Annotated in this window: 13 protein-coding genes; 3 read left to right on the forward strand and 10 right to left on the reverse strand. The window is 35.1% G+C overall.

The window, feature by feature from the left end:
• Positions 1–69: 69 nt before the first annotated feature.
• Positions 70–1,071 carry a type I glyceraldehyde-3-phosphate dehydrogenase gene (gene gap, locus FC89_RS00085; protein WP_057870508.1) on the reverse strand — a complete coding sequence of 334 codons (1,002 nt, stop codon included), beginning with the start codon at positions 1,069–1,071 and terminating at the stop codon, positions 70–72.
• A gap of 123 nt (positions 1,072–1,194) precedes the next feature.
• Here gap and FC89_RS00090 point away from each other — a divergent pair, with 123 nt between their 5' ends.
• Positions 1,195–2,055 (forward strand): helix-turn-helix domain-containing protein, encoded by an 861-nt coding sequence (locus FC89_RS00090; RefSeq protein WP_057870509.1) that lies wholly within the window; start codon positions 1,195–1,197, stop codon positions 2,053–2,055.
• Between the two features lie 1,105 nt (positions 2,056–3,160).
• Here FC89_RS00090 and lepB read toward each other — a convergent pair.
• The 5 genes from lepB to FC89_RS00115 all read right to left on the reverse strand — a co-directional run bounded on the left by lepB (position 3,161) and on the right by FC89_RS00115 (position 6,774).
• Positions 3,161–3,751: a signal peptidase I gene (gene lepB / locus FC89_RS00095; protein ID WP_057870510.1), complete on the reverse strand. Its 591-nt coding sequence runs from the start codon at positions 3,749–3,751 to the stop codon at positions 3,161–3,163.
• Between the two features lie 36 nt (positions 3,752–3,787).
• Positions 3,788–4,204 (reverse strand): hypothetical protein, encoded by a 417-nt coding sequence (locus tag FC89_RS00100; RefSeq protein WP_235804351.1) that lies wholly within the window; start codon positions 4,202–4,204, stop codon positions 3,788–3,790.
• A 243-nt stretch (positions 4,205–4,447) separates the two neighbouring features.
• Positions 4,448–5,293 carry a sugar phosphate isomerase/epimerase family protein gene (locus FC89_RS00105; RefSeq protein ID WP_057870512.1) on the reverse strand — a complete coding sequence of 282 codons (846 nt, stop codon included), beginning with the start codon at positions 5,291–5,293 and terminating at the stop codon, positions 4,448–4,450.
• A 102-nt stretch (positions 5,294–5,395) separates the two neighbouring features.
• Positions 5,396–6,265: a DegV family protein gene (locus tag FC89_RS00110; RefSeq protein ID WP_057870513.1), complete on the reverse strand. Its 870-nt coding sequence runs from the start codon at positions 6,263–6,265 to the stop codon at positions 5,396–5,398.
• Between the two features lie 80 nt (positions 6,266–6,345).
• On the reverse strand, positions 6,346–6,774 hold the full coding sequence (locus tag FC89_RS00115; RefSeq protein ID WP_057870514.1) for a MarR family winged helix-turn-helix transcriptional regulator: 429 nt from the start codon (positions 6,772–6,774) through the stop codon (positions 6,346–6,348).
• Positions 6,775–6,967: 193 nt separating this feature from the next.
• Here FC89_RS00115 and FC89_RS00120 point away from each other — a divergent pair, with 193 nt between their 5' ends.
• Positions 6,968–8,686 (forward strand): NFACT RNA binding domain-containing protein, encoded by a 1,719-nt coding sequence (locus FC89_RS00120; protein WP_057870515.1) that lies wholly within the window; start codon positions 6,968–6,970, stop codon positions 8,684–8,686.
• A gap of 229 nt (positions 8,687–8,915) precedes the next feature.
• Here FC89_RS00120 and parC read toward each other — a convergent pair whose 3' ends face one another.
• Together parC and parE are read right to left on the reverse strand one after the other, a co-directional pair.
• Complete coding sequence (gene parC, locus FC89_RS00125; RefSeq protein WP_057870516.1) at positions 8,916–11,381, reverse strand: DNA topoisomerase IV subunit A; 2,466 nt, start codon at positions 11,379–11,381, stop codon at positions 8,916–8,918.
• Positions 11,378–13,378 (reverse strand): DNA topoisomerase IV subunit B, encoded by a 2,001-nt coding sequence (gene parE, locus FC89_RS00130; protein ID WP_057870517.1) that lies wholly within the window; start codon positions 13,376–13,378, stop codon positions 11,378–11,380. Before parE ends, parC begins: the two co-directional genes overlap by 4 nt.
• 254 nt (positions 13,379–13,632) lie before the next feature.
• On the opposite strand from parE, the gene plsY reads away from it, so the two are divergent.
• On the forward strand, positions 13,633–14,229 hold the full coding sequence (gene plsY / locus FC89_RS00135; RefSeq protein ID WP_157060620.1) for a glycerol-3-phosphate 1-O-acyltransferase PlsY: 597 nt from the start codon (positions 13,633–13,635) through the stop codon (positions 14,227–14,229).
• Positions 14,230–14,316: 87 nt separating this feature from the next.
• On the opposite strand, the gene FC89_RS00140 is transcribed toward plsY, so the two are convergent.
• Positions 14,317–15,189 (reverse strand): aldose 1-epimerase family protein, encoded by an 873-nt coding sequence (locus FC89_RS00140; protein ID WP_057870519.1) that lies wholly within the window; start codon positions 15,187–15,189, stop codon positions 14,317–14,319.
• Positions 15,190–15,213: 24 nt separating this feature from the next.
• A complete protein-coding gene (gene hslU, locus FC89_RS00145) occupies positions 15,214–16,632 on the reverse strand; it encodes an ATP-dependent protease ATPase subunit HslU (protein WP_057870520.1) in 1,419 nt (472 codons plus the stop codon).
• Between the last annotated feature and the right edge of the window lie 19 nt (positions 16,633–16,651).

Consider the following 16,651-nt stretch of genomic DNA (forward strand, 5'->3'; position numbering starts at 1 on the left):
GTATTAAAAGCAAAAAAACCAAAACACTAGGATTAATGTTCTGGTTTTTTTCATTATACTGTATTTATCTTATACTTGAGCAAAATATTTGAGTGTTCTAACTAATTGAGAAGTATACGACATTTCATTATCGTACCATGCAACGGTTTTAACTAGTTGTTTACCGTTTACTTCCATAATTCTAGTTTGTGTTTCATCGAATAATGAACCATAAGTCATTCCAATAACATCCGTAGAAACTATTGGATCTGTATTATATCCAAAAGATTCATTAGCTGCCAGCTGCATAGCATGATTAACCTCTTCTACAGATGTATTCTTTTCAAGAACTGTATATAGTTCTGTAAGTGACCCTGCTTTAACGGGTACCCTTTGAGATACACCATCTAATTTCCCACTTAATTCTGGAATAACCTGACCGATTGCTTTTGCTGCTCCTGTTGAAGTAGGAACAATATTTTCGGCAGCTGCACGAGCTCGACGATAATCACCTTTACGGTGAGGGCCGTCAAGAGTCATTTGATCTCCTGTATAGGCATGAATGGTTGTCATAAGGCCTTCGATGATACCGAAATTATTATTCAAAACTTGAGCCATAGGTGCCAGAGAATTCGTTGTACAAGAAGCACCAGAAATAATATTTTCGTCACCATTTAGTATGTCGTGATTAGTATTGAATACAATGGTCGGAACATTATTTCCAGCAAATGCAGAAATCAGAACTTTTTTAGCTCCTGCTTCAATATGAGATTTTGCTTTTTCTTTAGAAGTGAAAAAGCCTGTACATTCAAGAACAATATCAATTCCTAATTTTCCCCATGGTAATTTTGAAGGATCTGGATTTGAAAAAATATCAACTACTTGATCATTAACAACCAATTTATTCTCTTTTTCATAAACACTACCGTTAAATTTTCCTTGAGTTGTATCGAATTTTAATAAATTTGCTAACATTTTAACATCGGTTAAATCATTAATTGCAGTAACTTCAATTCCTTCGACCTCTTGTATTCTCCGAAAAGCCAATCTACCAATTCTTCCAAAACCATTTATAGCTACTTTAACAGTCATATTAACTACCTCCAAATATATTTAAATATTAACTGACTACACCAAAAGTATAGTTCATATTTTTGCGTGATATAATGAGTTATATGAAGATATTAACTATACTATTTGTAGGAGAGGTGGATAATGCCACAAAAGGATCGTTTTAAAGACAGAATTGTTAATATTGATTTTATCGCTAATAGTTCCTTAGAAGATCTTCCGTATAGAAATGTTTACACACTTACATTGATTACTTCCGGGTTTTTCTACGGAATGTTAAATGGAATTTCTCTAAAAATTAAGGCACCTTGTCTATTGTGTCTTACAAGTCATGATCAACTAACTACAATCAAGCAGCAAAATGTGATTGCTCCAACTATAAAGTTTGATGCAGATTTTTTACGTACACTAAGGGTTTCTGAAAAAAAATATTTACCTTCGAAGAACCCAAGTATTAAAGCTGGTATGAATCTTTTTGAAAGAAATAAGTGTTCAACAAAAACAGGCCTTTATCAACTTAATGACCAAATTTATCCAAAGATTCTCGAAGACTTTTTTGTTGCTGGAAGTGAAATTGCAGTTCAAAGTGACGAGTTTTGGGTTTGCCGTATAAAAAAATATTTAATTGAGTTATTATCAATGGTAGATGAATTAGAAAAAGCAAGCAAAAACACACCCTTCAATGAAGCACTGAACTATATTCATTCAAATTACACAAAAAAAATAACCTTGAATGATTTGATAACTCATTCTTTTTTAAATAGAGAATCCTTAAATAAAGAATTCAAAAAAAAATATGGTTGCACTGCAATGAAGTATTTATTATTGTATAGAATAAAAATATCGAAAGAGTTATTGACTCATACCGGGCTTAGCTTGAATGAAATAGCTTATTCTACAGGTTTTTCTTATGACACTTATTTTATAAAGCAGTTTAAAAAAATTGTTCAAAAGAATCCAAGCGAGTATAGAAAATCTACTAGAAAAATAGCTTTATATCAATAATTTTTATCTATAGACAAATCTATTAATCAGATGCTTTTTTTATAAGAAGATACAAATAAATTTCCACGAGGTAATTGATATAATAATCGAGTGTATCTACAAAATTCAATTAAACAAAATTATATAACCAATTTTGCTCTCCAAATTTTTAAAGAAAAAGGGTAGTCATTTGTTTATCATGGCGTTTCTGAAGCTAGTTTACGGTACCGCCATAAATATCGCTGGGAGAACTGCACGTGTGGCTGAAATGAGTGCTAAAGAAAAGAGGGTGGCTGGATCAAAAACTGAGAAAAAAGGGTGAAACAAAAAAATATCTATCTGCTCTACGATCCAGAAAATAGTTTGTAAAATCTTAAATTAATTTATAAGCCTGTTTAAAAATCGTATAGGACAAATATATTTAACTTTTTATATTTATAACTACAACGAATTTAATTTCATCAATTTTTTCGTAATTAATAAAATTCAACGCACATCCACCAATTCAGCTGAGTACAATTCAAACAATACGAGATTTTTTTCTTAACTTAGGGATACTTTTAGTCCAAAAATTGCATAAAATTGATCAAATGTTTGGTTATAAACGATATTTAAGATACTCTAAAAGATCTAATAAACACTGATTTTAAAGCAAATTCTACCAAAACTAATTAGCAAAATCATAGCAAGCTTTACGTGTAAAGTCCAAAAAAATCATTGAATAATTGATTAAAATGCTAATTTTTACTATAGAATAAAAAATTAGTCGTCATAATTTAGTTAGCAAATCGAATTATTTTTGCTTGTTATAAATTCTGATGGCTATTTCTTTACTGATTTTTTTTCGATTTTTCTGGTTTTTATTCTCTTTTTCAAATTTATTTTCACCTTCTTTATGCGTTAAAAACGTTGTTTTAACAGCAATTTTAATGCTGAATAAACATGAGAGGGGGCTTGAGTTAAAATCCGTACTTGACGGTGCTTAATAAATTTAAATTTCATTCTAGTTTACATAATATATATTATCGAAAGTAGTGTTTAAAAAGAAAATCCAATCTACTTTATTTAAAAACAAAAAAATCAGTAATTTACAAAGCAATTACTGATTTTTAACTGTCATTTATATTTAATTGAATGAATTGACTAAGTTTTCTTTGCTATTCCAAAACGGAACTTTGACAACACCATCAATTTTACTTCTTGGAACAAATCCATAATAGCGACTATCGTTTGATACTTTTCGATTATCTCCCAAAACAAAATAGCTTTCCTTAGGAACTGTGAATGTTTTACCTGTACCAAGTACCACACCACTAGCTTCTTTATATCCTGAATACAGATCTAATGTTCCAGATGTTCGCTGAGCCTTCGTAATATAAGCCTGAGATAACTTTTTGCCATTAATTAAAACAGTTCCATTATTTTCATACTCAACCTTATCTCCTGGCATGCCAATAACTCGCTTAACGTACTTTGTGCTTTTTGTAACCCCAGGTGAATTATGATCAACTCCATCAGCATTAAACACAATTACTGTGTTATGACGGATCTTGGCCTGTTTTAAAAGCATTACCCGCTCGTTATTTTGAAGAGTCGGATACATTGATGTCCCATCAACTTTAACAAAACCAAAAAGAAATTGACGGACAATTAAAGCAATTAGCAGGCCAATTAAAATTGGGAGTACCCAGCTAAAAATGTTTTTCACCGTTTGCAACTTTACACCTCATCTGTAAATATTTTATAACTACTATTATTTATTATAACCAGAAATATTGTTTTTATCAGATGAATTTGCAACTTTACCACGAAAGTTATTTTTTTTTAGACTAATATCCATCTTTTTCAAGCTTATCAAATAAATAACAAATATCAAACAAAAGAATGCTTCGTAAAAAATAAACCAAATATTATTCACGTAGATAAACGGCATTAACATAGTTGTTATATTTAACAAAATCTTCAAAAAAAAGTATTTCTGACTAAATAAAATCATATTGCTAACAATCGCCATTACTCCAAAAATAGTTATCAGGATTGCTAAGATAATGATTAAGGAGAATATGTCTGAACTATTTGCCAATCGTTCAACCTTATCCGGTGAGTAACCTTGATGGCGGTATAAGCTTACCATTAAACGGTAGCGTGTATCATTAATTACATAGAACACCCCAATTGCTCCAGTTGTGATGTTAAAAAATCTGTTCAATCAGTTCATCAGCCTTTCCTTATCATAAATTATAAACGACTTTAAAAATTTTCATTTTATTTACATTGATGATTATTCATCAATAAATTATATTATTTTAATCAATCAAAACTTTATAATTTAATCAGCAATGAAATTATATACTAGAAAACGCCGTCACTACTACTGATTGAACTCATCTTTAGAAAACTTCAAGAAACGAAACTATGAATTAATTAATTTTTGATAAATTTTACTTAAATAACGATGACTAGCCAATTGTTCTTGGCAATCATCCTGATTTTTCAAGTTAATTTCATAAATATTAGTAGCCTGCGGATTTAAAGCTGGTAATACCTGCCGCCAATTGATTTTACCTTTTCCCAATGGCAAGCTGTCATGTTTTAAGCCCATTGAATCTACTAAATGATAATGAACGATTTGCGGTTCCAGTCTCTTCAATGAAGCGACTAGCTGCTGATTGCTGCCATTAACTTTTATAAAACAATGGCTGGTATCAAATGCCAGACGATAATTTCGATCCAGAATAAATTGATCCATCTTTTCATCACCAAAATAAAATATCGGCGACAGGGAATTTTCAAACATTATTCGTTGTTGACCTAAATGAGCAAAATAATCCAATTTTTTGAAAACTGCAGCTTCAGCAAATTCAAATGAAGGATATAAATCAATCATCCGCTGTGTATGACGCGAGTACGATCCATGAACTAAAACTTGTATTTTTTGATCAAAGGCTAATTGCAGCAAATCATTGGTGCTTTGATCAATGAATTTAACTAGCTCCGGAAATACTGCTTTAGGTGCGGCTAATTCCGTATATTCTCCCTTAAATCGCATTGGATGATGCAATACAATTTTATTGGTAGCCGTTGCTTTGACTAATTCAATTGCTGCTGCTAAACGCTTTAGGCCGTCTGCAGTAAAATCATTTTCATCTGTAAAAAATTCAAAAACAGCTGGTTGATATTTGAGTCGGTCACTTAACTGACTTTTAGCTGTGCTAGCCTTTAAACCTAATTCTGGTTGTTTTATTGTAAGCTTGCTCATTTGATAATCTTACTCCCCTCGATAAAAATAAATAAAGGCTGAGAATAAACTCTCAGCCTTTTAAAATAATTAATAATTTAATAATCAATAATTGCAAATAATTTAATCAAGTTTATCAATATCTTTCATCCAAGCCAAGGCCAAAGCTTTTTCACCCAAATGTGTTCCAATTACTGGACCGAAATAACTCAAATCCACTTGATATTGTGGGTACTCTTTGCTTAGTGAATCGCGCCACTTTTCAGCAGCTGGTTCATCATTGGCATGAATAACAATTAAACGTAAAGGATAGTCAACTTCTTTTTGATCTATTTTAAAAAGTTCTTCAACTCGATGGATAGCTTTTTTCATAGAACGAACTTTTTCAAAAGCAACAATTTTGTGAGATTTGCGATCAAACGTCAATAAGGGTTTAATCTTTAGCATACTGCCGATAAATGCTGATGCATTAGATAATCGTCCACCACGAACTAAATTCTGCAAATCATCAACAATAAAATATTCATTCGTTGTAGCTCGTAAATCTTCTAGCTTATCAATAATTTGATCTGGATTTAATCCTGCTTTAACCATCCTTGTCGCTGCAATTACCATGTTTCCCATCAACATAACAGTAATCTGGGAGTCAAATGGTATAACTTTAGTATTTTTAACCTCCTTAGCAACTGTTTCAAGTGTTTGAACAAATCCAGAAATTGTACTAGCTAGATGAATACTGATGACTGCTTCATAACCTTGGTTACCAAGATTTTCATAAAAATCAATCAATTCGCCAATTGAAGGTTGTGAAGTACTGGGAAATGTTGAAGAATTCTTTAATTTTTGATAAAACTCACGTGAATCAATATCAATACCTTCTTGATAAACTTGATTATCAAGAATTACCGGAATTGGAATCACATGAATGTTATTTTCAGCAATTTGCTGTTTGGTTAAATACGCTGTACTGTCAGTGACAACAGCAATTTTCATAAAATTACACCCACTTTTAAAAATTAATACTCGTCTAAGGATATCATAAAATTATTGTTTCAACCACTAATAGCCTTATACTAGAGTCTCTCCATGCTTCGATCGAGCCGATTTAACAAAATTTGTAACATATTTTGCTCGTCAACTGACCAGTGTTGAAATAAATTATCAGCAAATTTTTTCAAATCTGCTTGTAGTTGCTTAACGACTGCCTTGCCCTGATTAGTTTCAATATAATTATATTTTCTTCGTCCTCCGCGCTGATTATCCTCTGTTCCAGCAAACCGACTGATAAATTTTTTGGCAACTAGTCGGCTTAATTGTCGACTTAAAGTTGAAACATTCAAATTTGTCAGTTTTGCGAGTTTTTCTTGCGTTTGGTTGCCATCAATTACCTTCAGTAACAATTGCCATTCAGCTATCGTTAAATTATGTTCAGATACAATTTTTTCTAAAATTGAATGATACCGTTTTTGAACTGCTAATAAACTTTCAAGACAAGACCGCATTAATCAGTCCCCCATTTCTATACAGCAAAATAATAAATTGCATAATGCATTTATATTTTCATTATGAAATAAATTTTTTCAAATAGCAACTTATTAATTTTACTACTTGAGTATTCTAGTGAATTTTGCCCTTTTCTTAAAGAAACTGTACAATATAAATAACTAATTATTAAATGAAAGTGAGTTGACAATTTTGTCTTTCGATGGTCTTTTTACCCGCGCAATGACGTTTGAATTAAACCAGCTGCTTGCCAATGGACGTGTTGGCAAAATTTCACAACCGTACCCTAATGAAGTAATCCTGACTATTCGAGCTCAACGTCATAATTTCCCGCTCTTATTGTCAGCCCATCCAAGTTATGCACGTATTCAAATTACGCAAATTCCTTTTAAAAATCCCGCAGTTCCGACAAATTTTACAATGTCATTGCGAAAACATTTAGAAGGAGCTAAATTATTAAAAATTGAACAATTAGCAAACGATCGTGTTTTATATTTGAATTTTGCAACCCGCAATGAATTAGGCGATGAATTGCCAATTCAGTTAAGTATCGAAATTATGGGTCGTTATAGCAATATTATATTAATTGATCAAAAACAACAGCAAATTATCGATACAATTAAACATATTGGTCCCTTACAAAATCGTTATCGTACTTTATTGCCTGGTGCAAACTATGTGCAGCCACCGCAGCAAAATAAATTAGATCCGTTTGTCACAAGCAATAACCAATATCAACAATTAGTTGTTCGTTATCCCAATCGTGAAGTGTTGGCCAAACAATTGCAACAGACTTATCAAGGCTTTGCTAAAGAACACGCACTTTATTTTGCTGATCAGCTTCACCGTAGTGACCAGTCAGTGACTCAAAGCTGGCAACAGACATTACAACGAGTTAAGCAGCCTACTCCTTGTATTGTTAAGCCAGAAAATGCACGGCAACCATTTTTTACGTACTTGCCTTTTTCAGCGTCAAGTACTATTCAGCAAGCTGCTACTCTTAGTGAAATTTTAGACAGTTACTATCAGCAAAAAGCTAATCGAGATCGTGTACAACAACTCGCTAGTCAGCTAATCAATATAGTACAAAATAATCTGCATAAAAATAAAAAGAAGATCAAAAAATTGCAGCAAACACTAAATGCCAGTAAACACGCTGACCAGTACCGGATCAAAGGCGAATTACTAACCACCTACTTAAATCAAGTAAAACGTGGGATGACTAGTATCGAATTAGAAAACTATTACGATAACCAAAAACCGCTGCAAATTACCTTATCGCCGAATTTGACTCCATCTAAGAATGCTCAAAAGTATTTTAAAAAATACCAAAAATTAAAAACAGCTGTAACTTTTGTAAATGAACAATTAGCTAAAGCCCAAGAAGAAGTTGCTTATTTGGAAGAAATTCAATCAGAAATTGAGTTGGCCGCCCCAGAAGATTTACCGGAAATTAAATTAGAATTACAGCAGCAAGGATATTTGCAGCAGCAAAAAAATTTAAAGAAAAATAAACCACGGCAATCAGCCAGTCGTCCTGCTGTTTTTTATAGTTCTGATCAAACTAAAATTTCAGTTGGAAAAAATAATTTACAAAACGATCGTCTAACATTGAAAACTGCCAGCAAAAATGATATTTGGCTACATGCAAAAAACGTTCCGGGATCACATGTTATTATTCACGATCCCAATCCTAGCCAGCAAACCTTGCTTGAAGCAGCGAATTTGGCAGCTTATTTTTCAAAATCTCGGCAATCAGCAACTGTTCCCGTGGATTACGTAACAGTTAAAAAAATTCGAAAACCAAATGGAGCTCGACCTGGTTTTGTTATTTATGAAGGCCAAAAAACACTATTTGTCACTCCTGAATCACAGTTAGTAAAAAAATTAGCCGCTAAAAATCATAAATGAGCGTTTAACTGTTCAAATAAATCTGCTATCAATTTGCATAATACCTAATTTTTTTAATTCAGACTTGTTTAATTAAAGATTCCAAATAAACCACAACACATTGAACAAAAATACAGTGTCCTCCAAAAGCTAATTCTTGGAGAAACACTGCTGTTATCAATTCAAATGCTGTGGTTTTATTTTTTACTTGCAAAACAAGCAAATCCATTCCTAACGATGCTGTTACAAATTAATCTTTATCTGCTGCATCTGCTGTTAGCGGTATTAGTCTAACTTGTTTGATTTCACCTTGAGTTTCAACATCTACTACGAATGAACCGTTAGAATACCGATCTGCTAACGGATGGTCGGCAGTTTGCAAAACAATTTTTTGTTGTTTTGTAGTCATAATCTGCCAGTTTTCACTTTGACTAAGATCAGCTGCAAATACAATTCGATGTGGTTTGCGTTTTAAATCTCGTAATATTTTTACTCCACGCCGAGCACGCGAAGTTTCCGGAATTTCACTAACTTTCATCCGTTTAAAGGCCCCACGCTGAGTTAGTAATCCAATCGTATTCTCAGCTTTAACCAATAAAACAGCTGTTAAATGATCATCACGTAAGTCCATAGCTTTGACCCCAGCTGCGCGTGGCCCACTAACTGGAACATCTGCCAGTTGATAACGTAATCCATAGCCACCCCAAGAACAAGCAACTACATCTAGTTGTTCGGCAGCTTTAGGCATGATATAAGCCACTTTAATTAACCGATCAGCTGCATTTTTTAATTTAATAGCAACAGCTGCTCTTGTTCGATAAGTTCGTCCCGGCTGTAAGGCACTTAAAGCTGTTTGCTTAATAGCACCTTGACTAGTAGCTAAAACAAAATTTCCCGGTTGCTTTAAATCCTTAAACACGAAAGCTTGTAGAATTTTCTCATCGGCAGCTAACCCAACCGTTTGTGATAAATGCTGCCCGGTATCTTTCCATTTAATATCCGGAATCTCATGAACTGGTCGATAAATCAAGTTTCCCTGATCTGTAAAAATCAGTAAATGATCCAGTGTATTAGCTGTGGTCTGTAAAATTATTTGATCATCGGGTTTTAAACCATTGTCAGTTTCAGCCGACGCTCCAAACGAACGCAACGAACTGCGCTTTAAATATCCCGCTTGACTTACTAAAACCACCACGTCTTCAGGAGCAACCATAACTTCGGTTTCTATTTTCAATTGTTGGACTTCAGCTTCAATCTTTGTTTTGCGCGGAGTTGCATATTGATGATCGATTGCTGTTAATTCACTCTTGATTACCCGATCCAGTTCATTAGCATCACTTAAAATTAATTTATACTGTTTAATTTTAGTAGCCAATTCGGCTGCTTCTTGTTGTAAAGCCGTTACATCAGTATTTGTTAACCGATACAATTGCAATGAAACAATCGCTTCGGCTTGTTTCTCAGTAAAATCATACTCAGCTACTAAATTCTTTTTAGCGTCTTGTTTGTTTTGGCTGCCACGAATGGTTTTGATAACTTGGTCAAGGATTGAAAGAGCTTTAATCAAGCCGGCAACAATGTGCTGCCGTTCTTGAGCCTTTTCTAAATCAAATTGTGTCCGCCGCGTTACTACTTCACGCTGATATTTAACATAAGCTTCCAAAATAGTCTTCAAACCAACTAATTCTGGACGCATATTGTTAATCGCTACCATGTTAAAATGATAGGAAATTTGCAAGTCAGTATTTTTGAATAAATAATTTAGGATTCCTTGCGCATTAGCATTACGTTTTAATTCAATTGCTATTTGAAGTCCCTGCCGATCACTTTCATCACGTACTTCAGCAATTCCTTCAACCTTTTTTAACAACCGGATCTCATCAATCCGTTTGACAAGCACAGCTTTATTAACTTCGTACGGAATTTCTTTAACAAGAATTTGCGAACGACCGCCTTTTAATTCTTCCGTTTCAGTTTTTGCTCGTACAATTACTCGGCCGCGCCCGGTTTGATAAGCTTTTAAAATTCCGTCCTTACCCTGAACGATTCCACCAGTCGGAAAATCGGGACCCTTAACAAATTTCATTAATTCAGCTAATTCAGCTGCTGGATGGTTCAGTAAATAAATAACCGCCTGAATTGTTTCGTGAAGATTATGCGGCGGAATTTCAGTTGCGTAACCTGCGGAGATCCCCGTTGCGCCGTTAATTAATAAATTGGGGAAGCGTGCAGGCAAAACAGTTGGTTCTTCTTCAGTATCATCAAAATTAGGGACAAAATCGACTGTCTTTTTTTGAATATCACGCAGCATTTCACCAGAAATTTTGCTTAAGCGTGCTTCTGTGTAACGCATGGCAGCTGGTGGATCTCCATCCATTGAACCATTATTGCCGTGCATTTCGACTAATGGTTCACGAACTTTCCAATTCTGGCTAAGTCTAACCATTGCCTCGTAAATTGAACTGTCTCCATGGGGATGAAAATTTCCCATCACGTTTCCAACTGATTTAGCCGATTTACGAAATGCTTTGTCATACGTATTACCATCTTGATTCATTGCATACAAAATACGGCGTTGGACCGGTTTAAGCCCATCGCGAATATCCGGCAGAGCACGTTCTTGAATAATATACTTAGAGTAACGGCCAAAACGTTCTCCCATAACGGATTCTAATGAGAGTTCCTGAACATTATGGTCACTTGTCGTTTCTTTCATTGTTGATCTTGGCCTCCTTCATCAACTGAGTTTGGCTTAATCCCATGTGCATCTTCGACAACTGCTGTATCTAATAAACTACCGTCTTCTTCAAGTGTAAATTCAACGTTTTTTTCAATCCAGCGACGGCGGGGTTCAACTTTATCTCCCATCAGCGTAGTTACTCTTTTTTCAGCTACAGCATTATCATCAATTTTCACTCTTACTAAGGTCCGTGTTTCTGGATTCATAGTAGTTTCCCATAATTGGTCGGCATTCATTTCACCCAAACCTTTAAATCTTTGCAGTGTGTAACCTTGTTTCATATCTTTAATTGCATACTGCAATTCTTCATCAGTCCAAGCGTATTTAATCAATAATTTCTTTTTAACTTTCTTCTGCAATTTGTACAGTGGCGGCAAAGCAATATAGACCTTTCCAGCTTCAATTAACGGCCGCATGTATTTGAAAAAGAAGGTTAATAATAAAATTTGAATATGGGCACCATCGGTATCTGCATCAGTCATAATAATAACTTTATCATAATTTGCATCAGGCAAATTAAAGTCAACACCAACACCTGCACCAATTGTATAGATCATTGTACTGATCTCTTCATTTTTTAAAATTTCTGGTAATTTTGCTTTTTCTGTATTTAAAACCTTCCCACGCAACGGCAAAATCGCTTGAAATTTACGATCTCGACCTTGCTTGGCTGAACCACCAGCAGAATCACCCTCAACTAAAAACAATTCATTTCGTTTAGCGTTTTTAGACTGAGCTGGCGTTAATTTACCAGAAAGCAACCGTTCTTTATGATGCTTTTTCTTGCCATTACGTGACTCGTCGCGAGCTTTTCGAGCTGCTTGCCGAGCCTCACGTGCCTTAAGCGCCTTTCGAACCAGGTCTTGAGCAAATTCACCGTTTTCTAATAAGAAAAAGCCTAATTGTTCACTGACAATTCCATCAACAATCGCTCGTGCTTCAGGAGTTCCTAATTTTTCTTTGGTTTGACCTTCAAACTGTAATAAGTCTTCCGGAACACGAATTGAAATAACTGCCGCCAACCCTTCACGGACGTCTGAGCCTTCTAAGTTCTTATCTTTCTCCTTCAGCAATCCGACTTGGCGAGCATAGTCATTAAAAGCTTTGGTCCAAGCGGAACGCATACCAACTTCATGCGTTCCACCATCCTTGGTTCGAACGTTATTAACAAATGACAAAACATTTTCCGAATAGCCATCATTGTACTGGGCAGCAACCTCAACTTCAATATTTTGCCGGGTACCTTCAAAATACATGACTGGACCTAAAGTGTCTTTATCTTCGTTTAAATAGGCAACAAACTCCTTAATTCCATCAGCAAACATAAATTCTTCCTGCTGGTTATTGCGTTCATCGTCTAAAATTATTTTTACGCCTTTCAATAAAAAAGCTGACTCGCGCAAACGTTCAGCTAGCACATCATAATGATAATGCGTTGTTGAAAAAATAGTTGGATCTGGTTTAAAGGTAACTTCTGTCCCGTTTTTTTCTTTTGTTTTCCCTAACTTGCGGAGCGTTCCCTTTGGTTTACCGCCATTTGTAAATTCTTCCTGATAGGCAATTCCGTCACGAACAGTTTTAACAGTCAACCAACTGGATAAGGCATTAACAACACTCGCGCCTACTCCATGTAAACCGCCAGAAGTTTTATAGCCGCCCTGACCAAATTTACCACCTGCATGTAAAACAGTGAAAATCACTTCAACTGTTGGAATTCCTAAAGCATGCATACCGGTTGGAAGACCACGTCCATGATCAATTACCGAAACACTTCCGTCACGATGCAAAATTACTTTGATTTCTTTGCCAAAGCCACCCAAGGCCTCATCAACTGCATTATCGACAATTTCATAGACTAAATGATGCAATCCTTTACTGTCGGTCGATCCAATGTACATTCCAGGACGCTTACGAACAGCTTCTAGTCCCTTCAGCACTTGAATCGAATCATCGTTATAGCTGACATTACCCATGAATGTAATTCCTTTCTGTTTAAAATTTATACTTACGAAATAATGCTAACCTAGTTATCATACCTTATTGAATCTCAAAATGTAAAGTAATCTCTGGTCAGCTACTGAATTCAAAATGAAAATTAAGATTTTCACAGCTACAATTATTTATTTATCATCTACGTAAAATCTATTTTGAGGATAGTTTGATACGTGCTAAAATGAGTATTAGCCAGTTACAAGGAGGATACAAATTGAACTTAAAAATTTTTGAAATGCTGGTTATTGCCTATTTGCTTGGATCGATTCCCTCAGGTGTCTGGATTGGAAAACTTTTTTACGGTAAGGACATTCGCCAATATGGCAGTGGTAATATGGGGACAACCAACACTTTCCGAGTCTTAGGTAAAAAAGCTGGATTGATCGTCCTACTGTTGGATATGTTAAAGGGTACTTTAGCTGCATGTCAACCTTATCTATTTCATGTGTCAATTAATGTCTTGATTATTGGCTGTGCAGCAGTCCTCGGTCATGTTTTTCCACTTTTTGCACATTTTAAGGGCGGTAAAGCGGTTGCAACCAGTGCTGGAATTCTATTAGCCTATAATCCAGGTTTCTTCTTAGTTGCCTGGGCTATTTTTTTGATAACTCTTTACTTATCAAGCATGGTCAGTATTGCCAGCATGGTTGGAATGACCTTAATAACCATCCTATCACTTTTTTTCCATGATAGTATCTTAACAACTATCGCTTTGGTTTTAACTATATTTGTTTTTTATCGGCACAAGGGCAATTTAAAACGGATTCGTGAAGGAAATGAAAATCTCGTTCCATTTGGTCTATATTATTGGCATCATCATCCAAAAAAATAAGATTTAGCATTACTTTCCCTTTATAGTTTAAAACGACCGGATTTAGTACTTAAGAAGTACTGCATCCAGTCGTTTTTATTAGTCTGATTAAAAAATGCTGATGGTATAGCCTGCCTTGAATAATTGTTGCTGTGCTAATTTATGAATCCCACGTTTTTGTTGCAGCTCACCAGTTGCCTTTATATCATCTGCTAAGCCCCACCAAGGCTCCAAGCACACAAATGGTGCAGCCGCTGGATATGGTGACCAGATACCCAAATATTCAGTGTCAGGCAAATCCAAGCGTACTCCATGTTGATGAGCAGTCGTAGTCAATTCAAGCAAAACCGGCCGCTGTAATTGGTAAATTAAAGCATCATTTTTAAATGCTGCCCGCGTCAAACGCAATCCAGCCATTCGGTCTTCTTGAGCCGCTGCATTATCAGTATAATTACCAGTTAAAGGAATTTTTAAATAATTTCCGACTGGTTGGAATTCTACAAGATAATCATCAAATGCTTCATCCTTTTGCAAAGGAATATTAAAAGCTGGATGACCACCAATTGAAAAATACATTTCACTATCAGTCAAATTTTGAACTTGATAAGCTATTTCTAACGAGGCAGCACGCAAACGATAACTTATCTGCAATTTAAAATCAAACGGATAAATCTGTTTCGTTGCTGCGGAAGAATTAAGTTCAAAAATTAAATGATCCGGTTGTTGTTCACGTACCTCAAAATCACGATCACGAGCAAAACCATGCTGATGCATAGCGTAAGTCTTATTGGCATATTGATACTGATCATCTTTTAGACGTCCAACAAAGGGGAATAGAACTGGCGCATGACGTCCCCAAAATTTTGCATCTGCCTGCCATAAATATTCAGTTTGTGTAGCTTTATTGAATAAACTTTGGAGTTCAGCACCATGACGAGAAAAAACCGCTTTAACTTGATCATTTTCTAAACACAATTCCATTAATGGTCGGACTTCCTTTCAATTCTAAAGAATATACTGACTGAGATCTTTGTTTTTAGCAATGTTACCGATTTTTTGTTCAACGTAAGCTTCAGTAATTGTAATATCACCCATCTGCATATCAGGACCTTCATAAAGCAAGTCTTCTAGTAGTTTTTCTAAAATCGTATGCAGCCGTCGAGCGCCAATATTTTCATTCTCATGGTTAACTTGATAAGCAATTTCTGCGATTCGATGAATTGCTTCAATCGTGAAAGTTACTTTTATGTTATCAGTTCCAATTAATGCCATATATTGTTTAATCAATGCATTGCTAGGTTCTGTTAAAATTTTAACAAAATCTTCAGTACTTAAATCGTCCAATTCAACTCTAATTGGAAAGCGACCTTGCAATTCGGCAATTAAATCACTTGGTTTGCTCTCATGGAAAGCACCCGATGCGATAAATAAAATATGATCAGTATTTAATAAACCATACTTTGTCTGAACCTGTGAACCCTCAACAATTGGTAAAATATCCCGCTGCACACCTTCACGAGAAACCTCGCCACTATTAGTCTTACTTTTAGAAGTTACTTTATCGATCTCATCAATAAAGACAATCCCGGTATCTTCGGCTCTTTTAATCGCCCGATCAGCAACTTCAGCGCTATCGATCAATTTCTCAGCTGCTTGTCGTGCCAATACTTCTCTAGCTTGAGAAACTGCCATAGTCCGCATGACCTTCTTAGTTGGTGTCAAAGCAGACAAGGCATCGCCGAGGTCAATTCCCATTTGTCCTAGCATTCCTGCTTGATTTTGAAAGCTACGGCTAGAATCTTCAACCGGAATAGTTACCGAACGATTTTCTAATAAGCCTTTTTTTAATTGTTCGCTGACAGATAACCTTTGGTCGCGAACTTCATCTGTAATATTTTCTTCTTGTGCTTGATTAGGCATTAAATTATCAAAATTACCAGCTTGTAAATTACGCAACATTTGCATAAAGTTTTGTTGTGATTCGGCTTGCTTTTGTTTTTTCTCTGCTGGTACCAATAATTTAATCAGTTGTTTGTCTGCTTCTTGAACAGCTTGTGAGTGTACATGCTGATATTCTGCTTCTTTTTCCATTTTGTAAGCTACTTCGACCAGATCGCGAATCATTGATTCAACATCACGGCCAACATAACCAACTTCGGTGAACTTAGTAGCTTCTACTTTAATAAAAGGTGCTGCAACAATCTTGGCCAAGCGGCGTGCAATTTCTGTTTTGCCGACACCGGTTGGTCCAATCATCAAAACATTCTTAGGTGTTATTTCCGCCTGCATTTCAGCATCTAATTGTAAACGACGGTAACGATTCCTTAAAGCGACAGCAATTGCCTTCTTGGCATCATTTTGACCGATAACATAGTTATTCAGTTCTTTAACGATCTGTTTAGGAGTTTTATCTATTGGGTTCATTTTCGCTATCCTTTCATAA

Origin of the sequence: Liquorilactobacillus ghanensis DSM 18630, from assembly GCF_001435235.1 — a bacterium.
Lineage (GTDB): Bacteria > Bacillota > Bacilli > Lactobacillales > Lactobacillaceae > Liquorilactobacillus > Liquorilactobacillus ghanensis.

Coding starts and splice junctions, on each gene's coding strand:
- FC89_RS00115 (WP_057870514.1), bottom strand. CDS start 6,774: ATGCGGTCTTGTCTTGAAAGTTTATTAGCAGTTCAAAAACGGTATCAT.
- FC89_RS00110 (WP_057870513.1), bottom strand. CDS start 6,265: ATGAAAATTGCTGTTGTCACTGACAGTACAGCGTATTTAACCAAACAG.
- FC89_RS00140 (WP_057870519.1), bottom strand. CDS start 15,189: ATGGAATTGTGTTTAGAAAATGATCAAGTTAAAGCGGTTTTTTCTCGT.
- FC89_RS00105 (WP_057870512.1), bottom strand. CDS start 5,293: ATGAGCAAGCTTACAATAAAACAACCAGAATTAGGTTTAAAGGCTAGC.
- FC89_RS00090 (WP_057870509.1), top strand. CDS start 1,195: ATGCCACAAAAGGATCGTTTTAAAGACAGAATTGTTAATATTGATTTT.
- parE (WP_057870517.1), bottom strand. CDS start 13,378: ATGGGTAATGTCAGCTATAACGATGATTCGATTCAAGTGCTGAAGGGA.
- hslU (WP_057870520.1), bottom strand. CDS start 16,632: ATGAACCCAATAGATAAAACTCCTAAACAGATCGTTAAAGAACTGAAT.
- plsY (WP_157060620.1), top strand. CDS start 13,633: ATGCTGGTTATTGCCTATTTGCTTGGATCGATTCCCTCAGGTGTCTGG.
- parC (WP_057870516.1), bottom strand. CDS start 11,381: ATGAAAGAAACGACAAGTGACCATAATGTTCAGGAACTCTCATTAGAA.
- gap (WP_057870508.1), bottom strand. CDS start 1,071: ATGACTGTTAAAGTAGCTATAAATGGTTTTGGAAGAATTGGTAGATTG.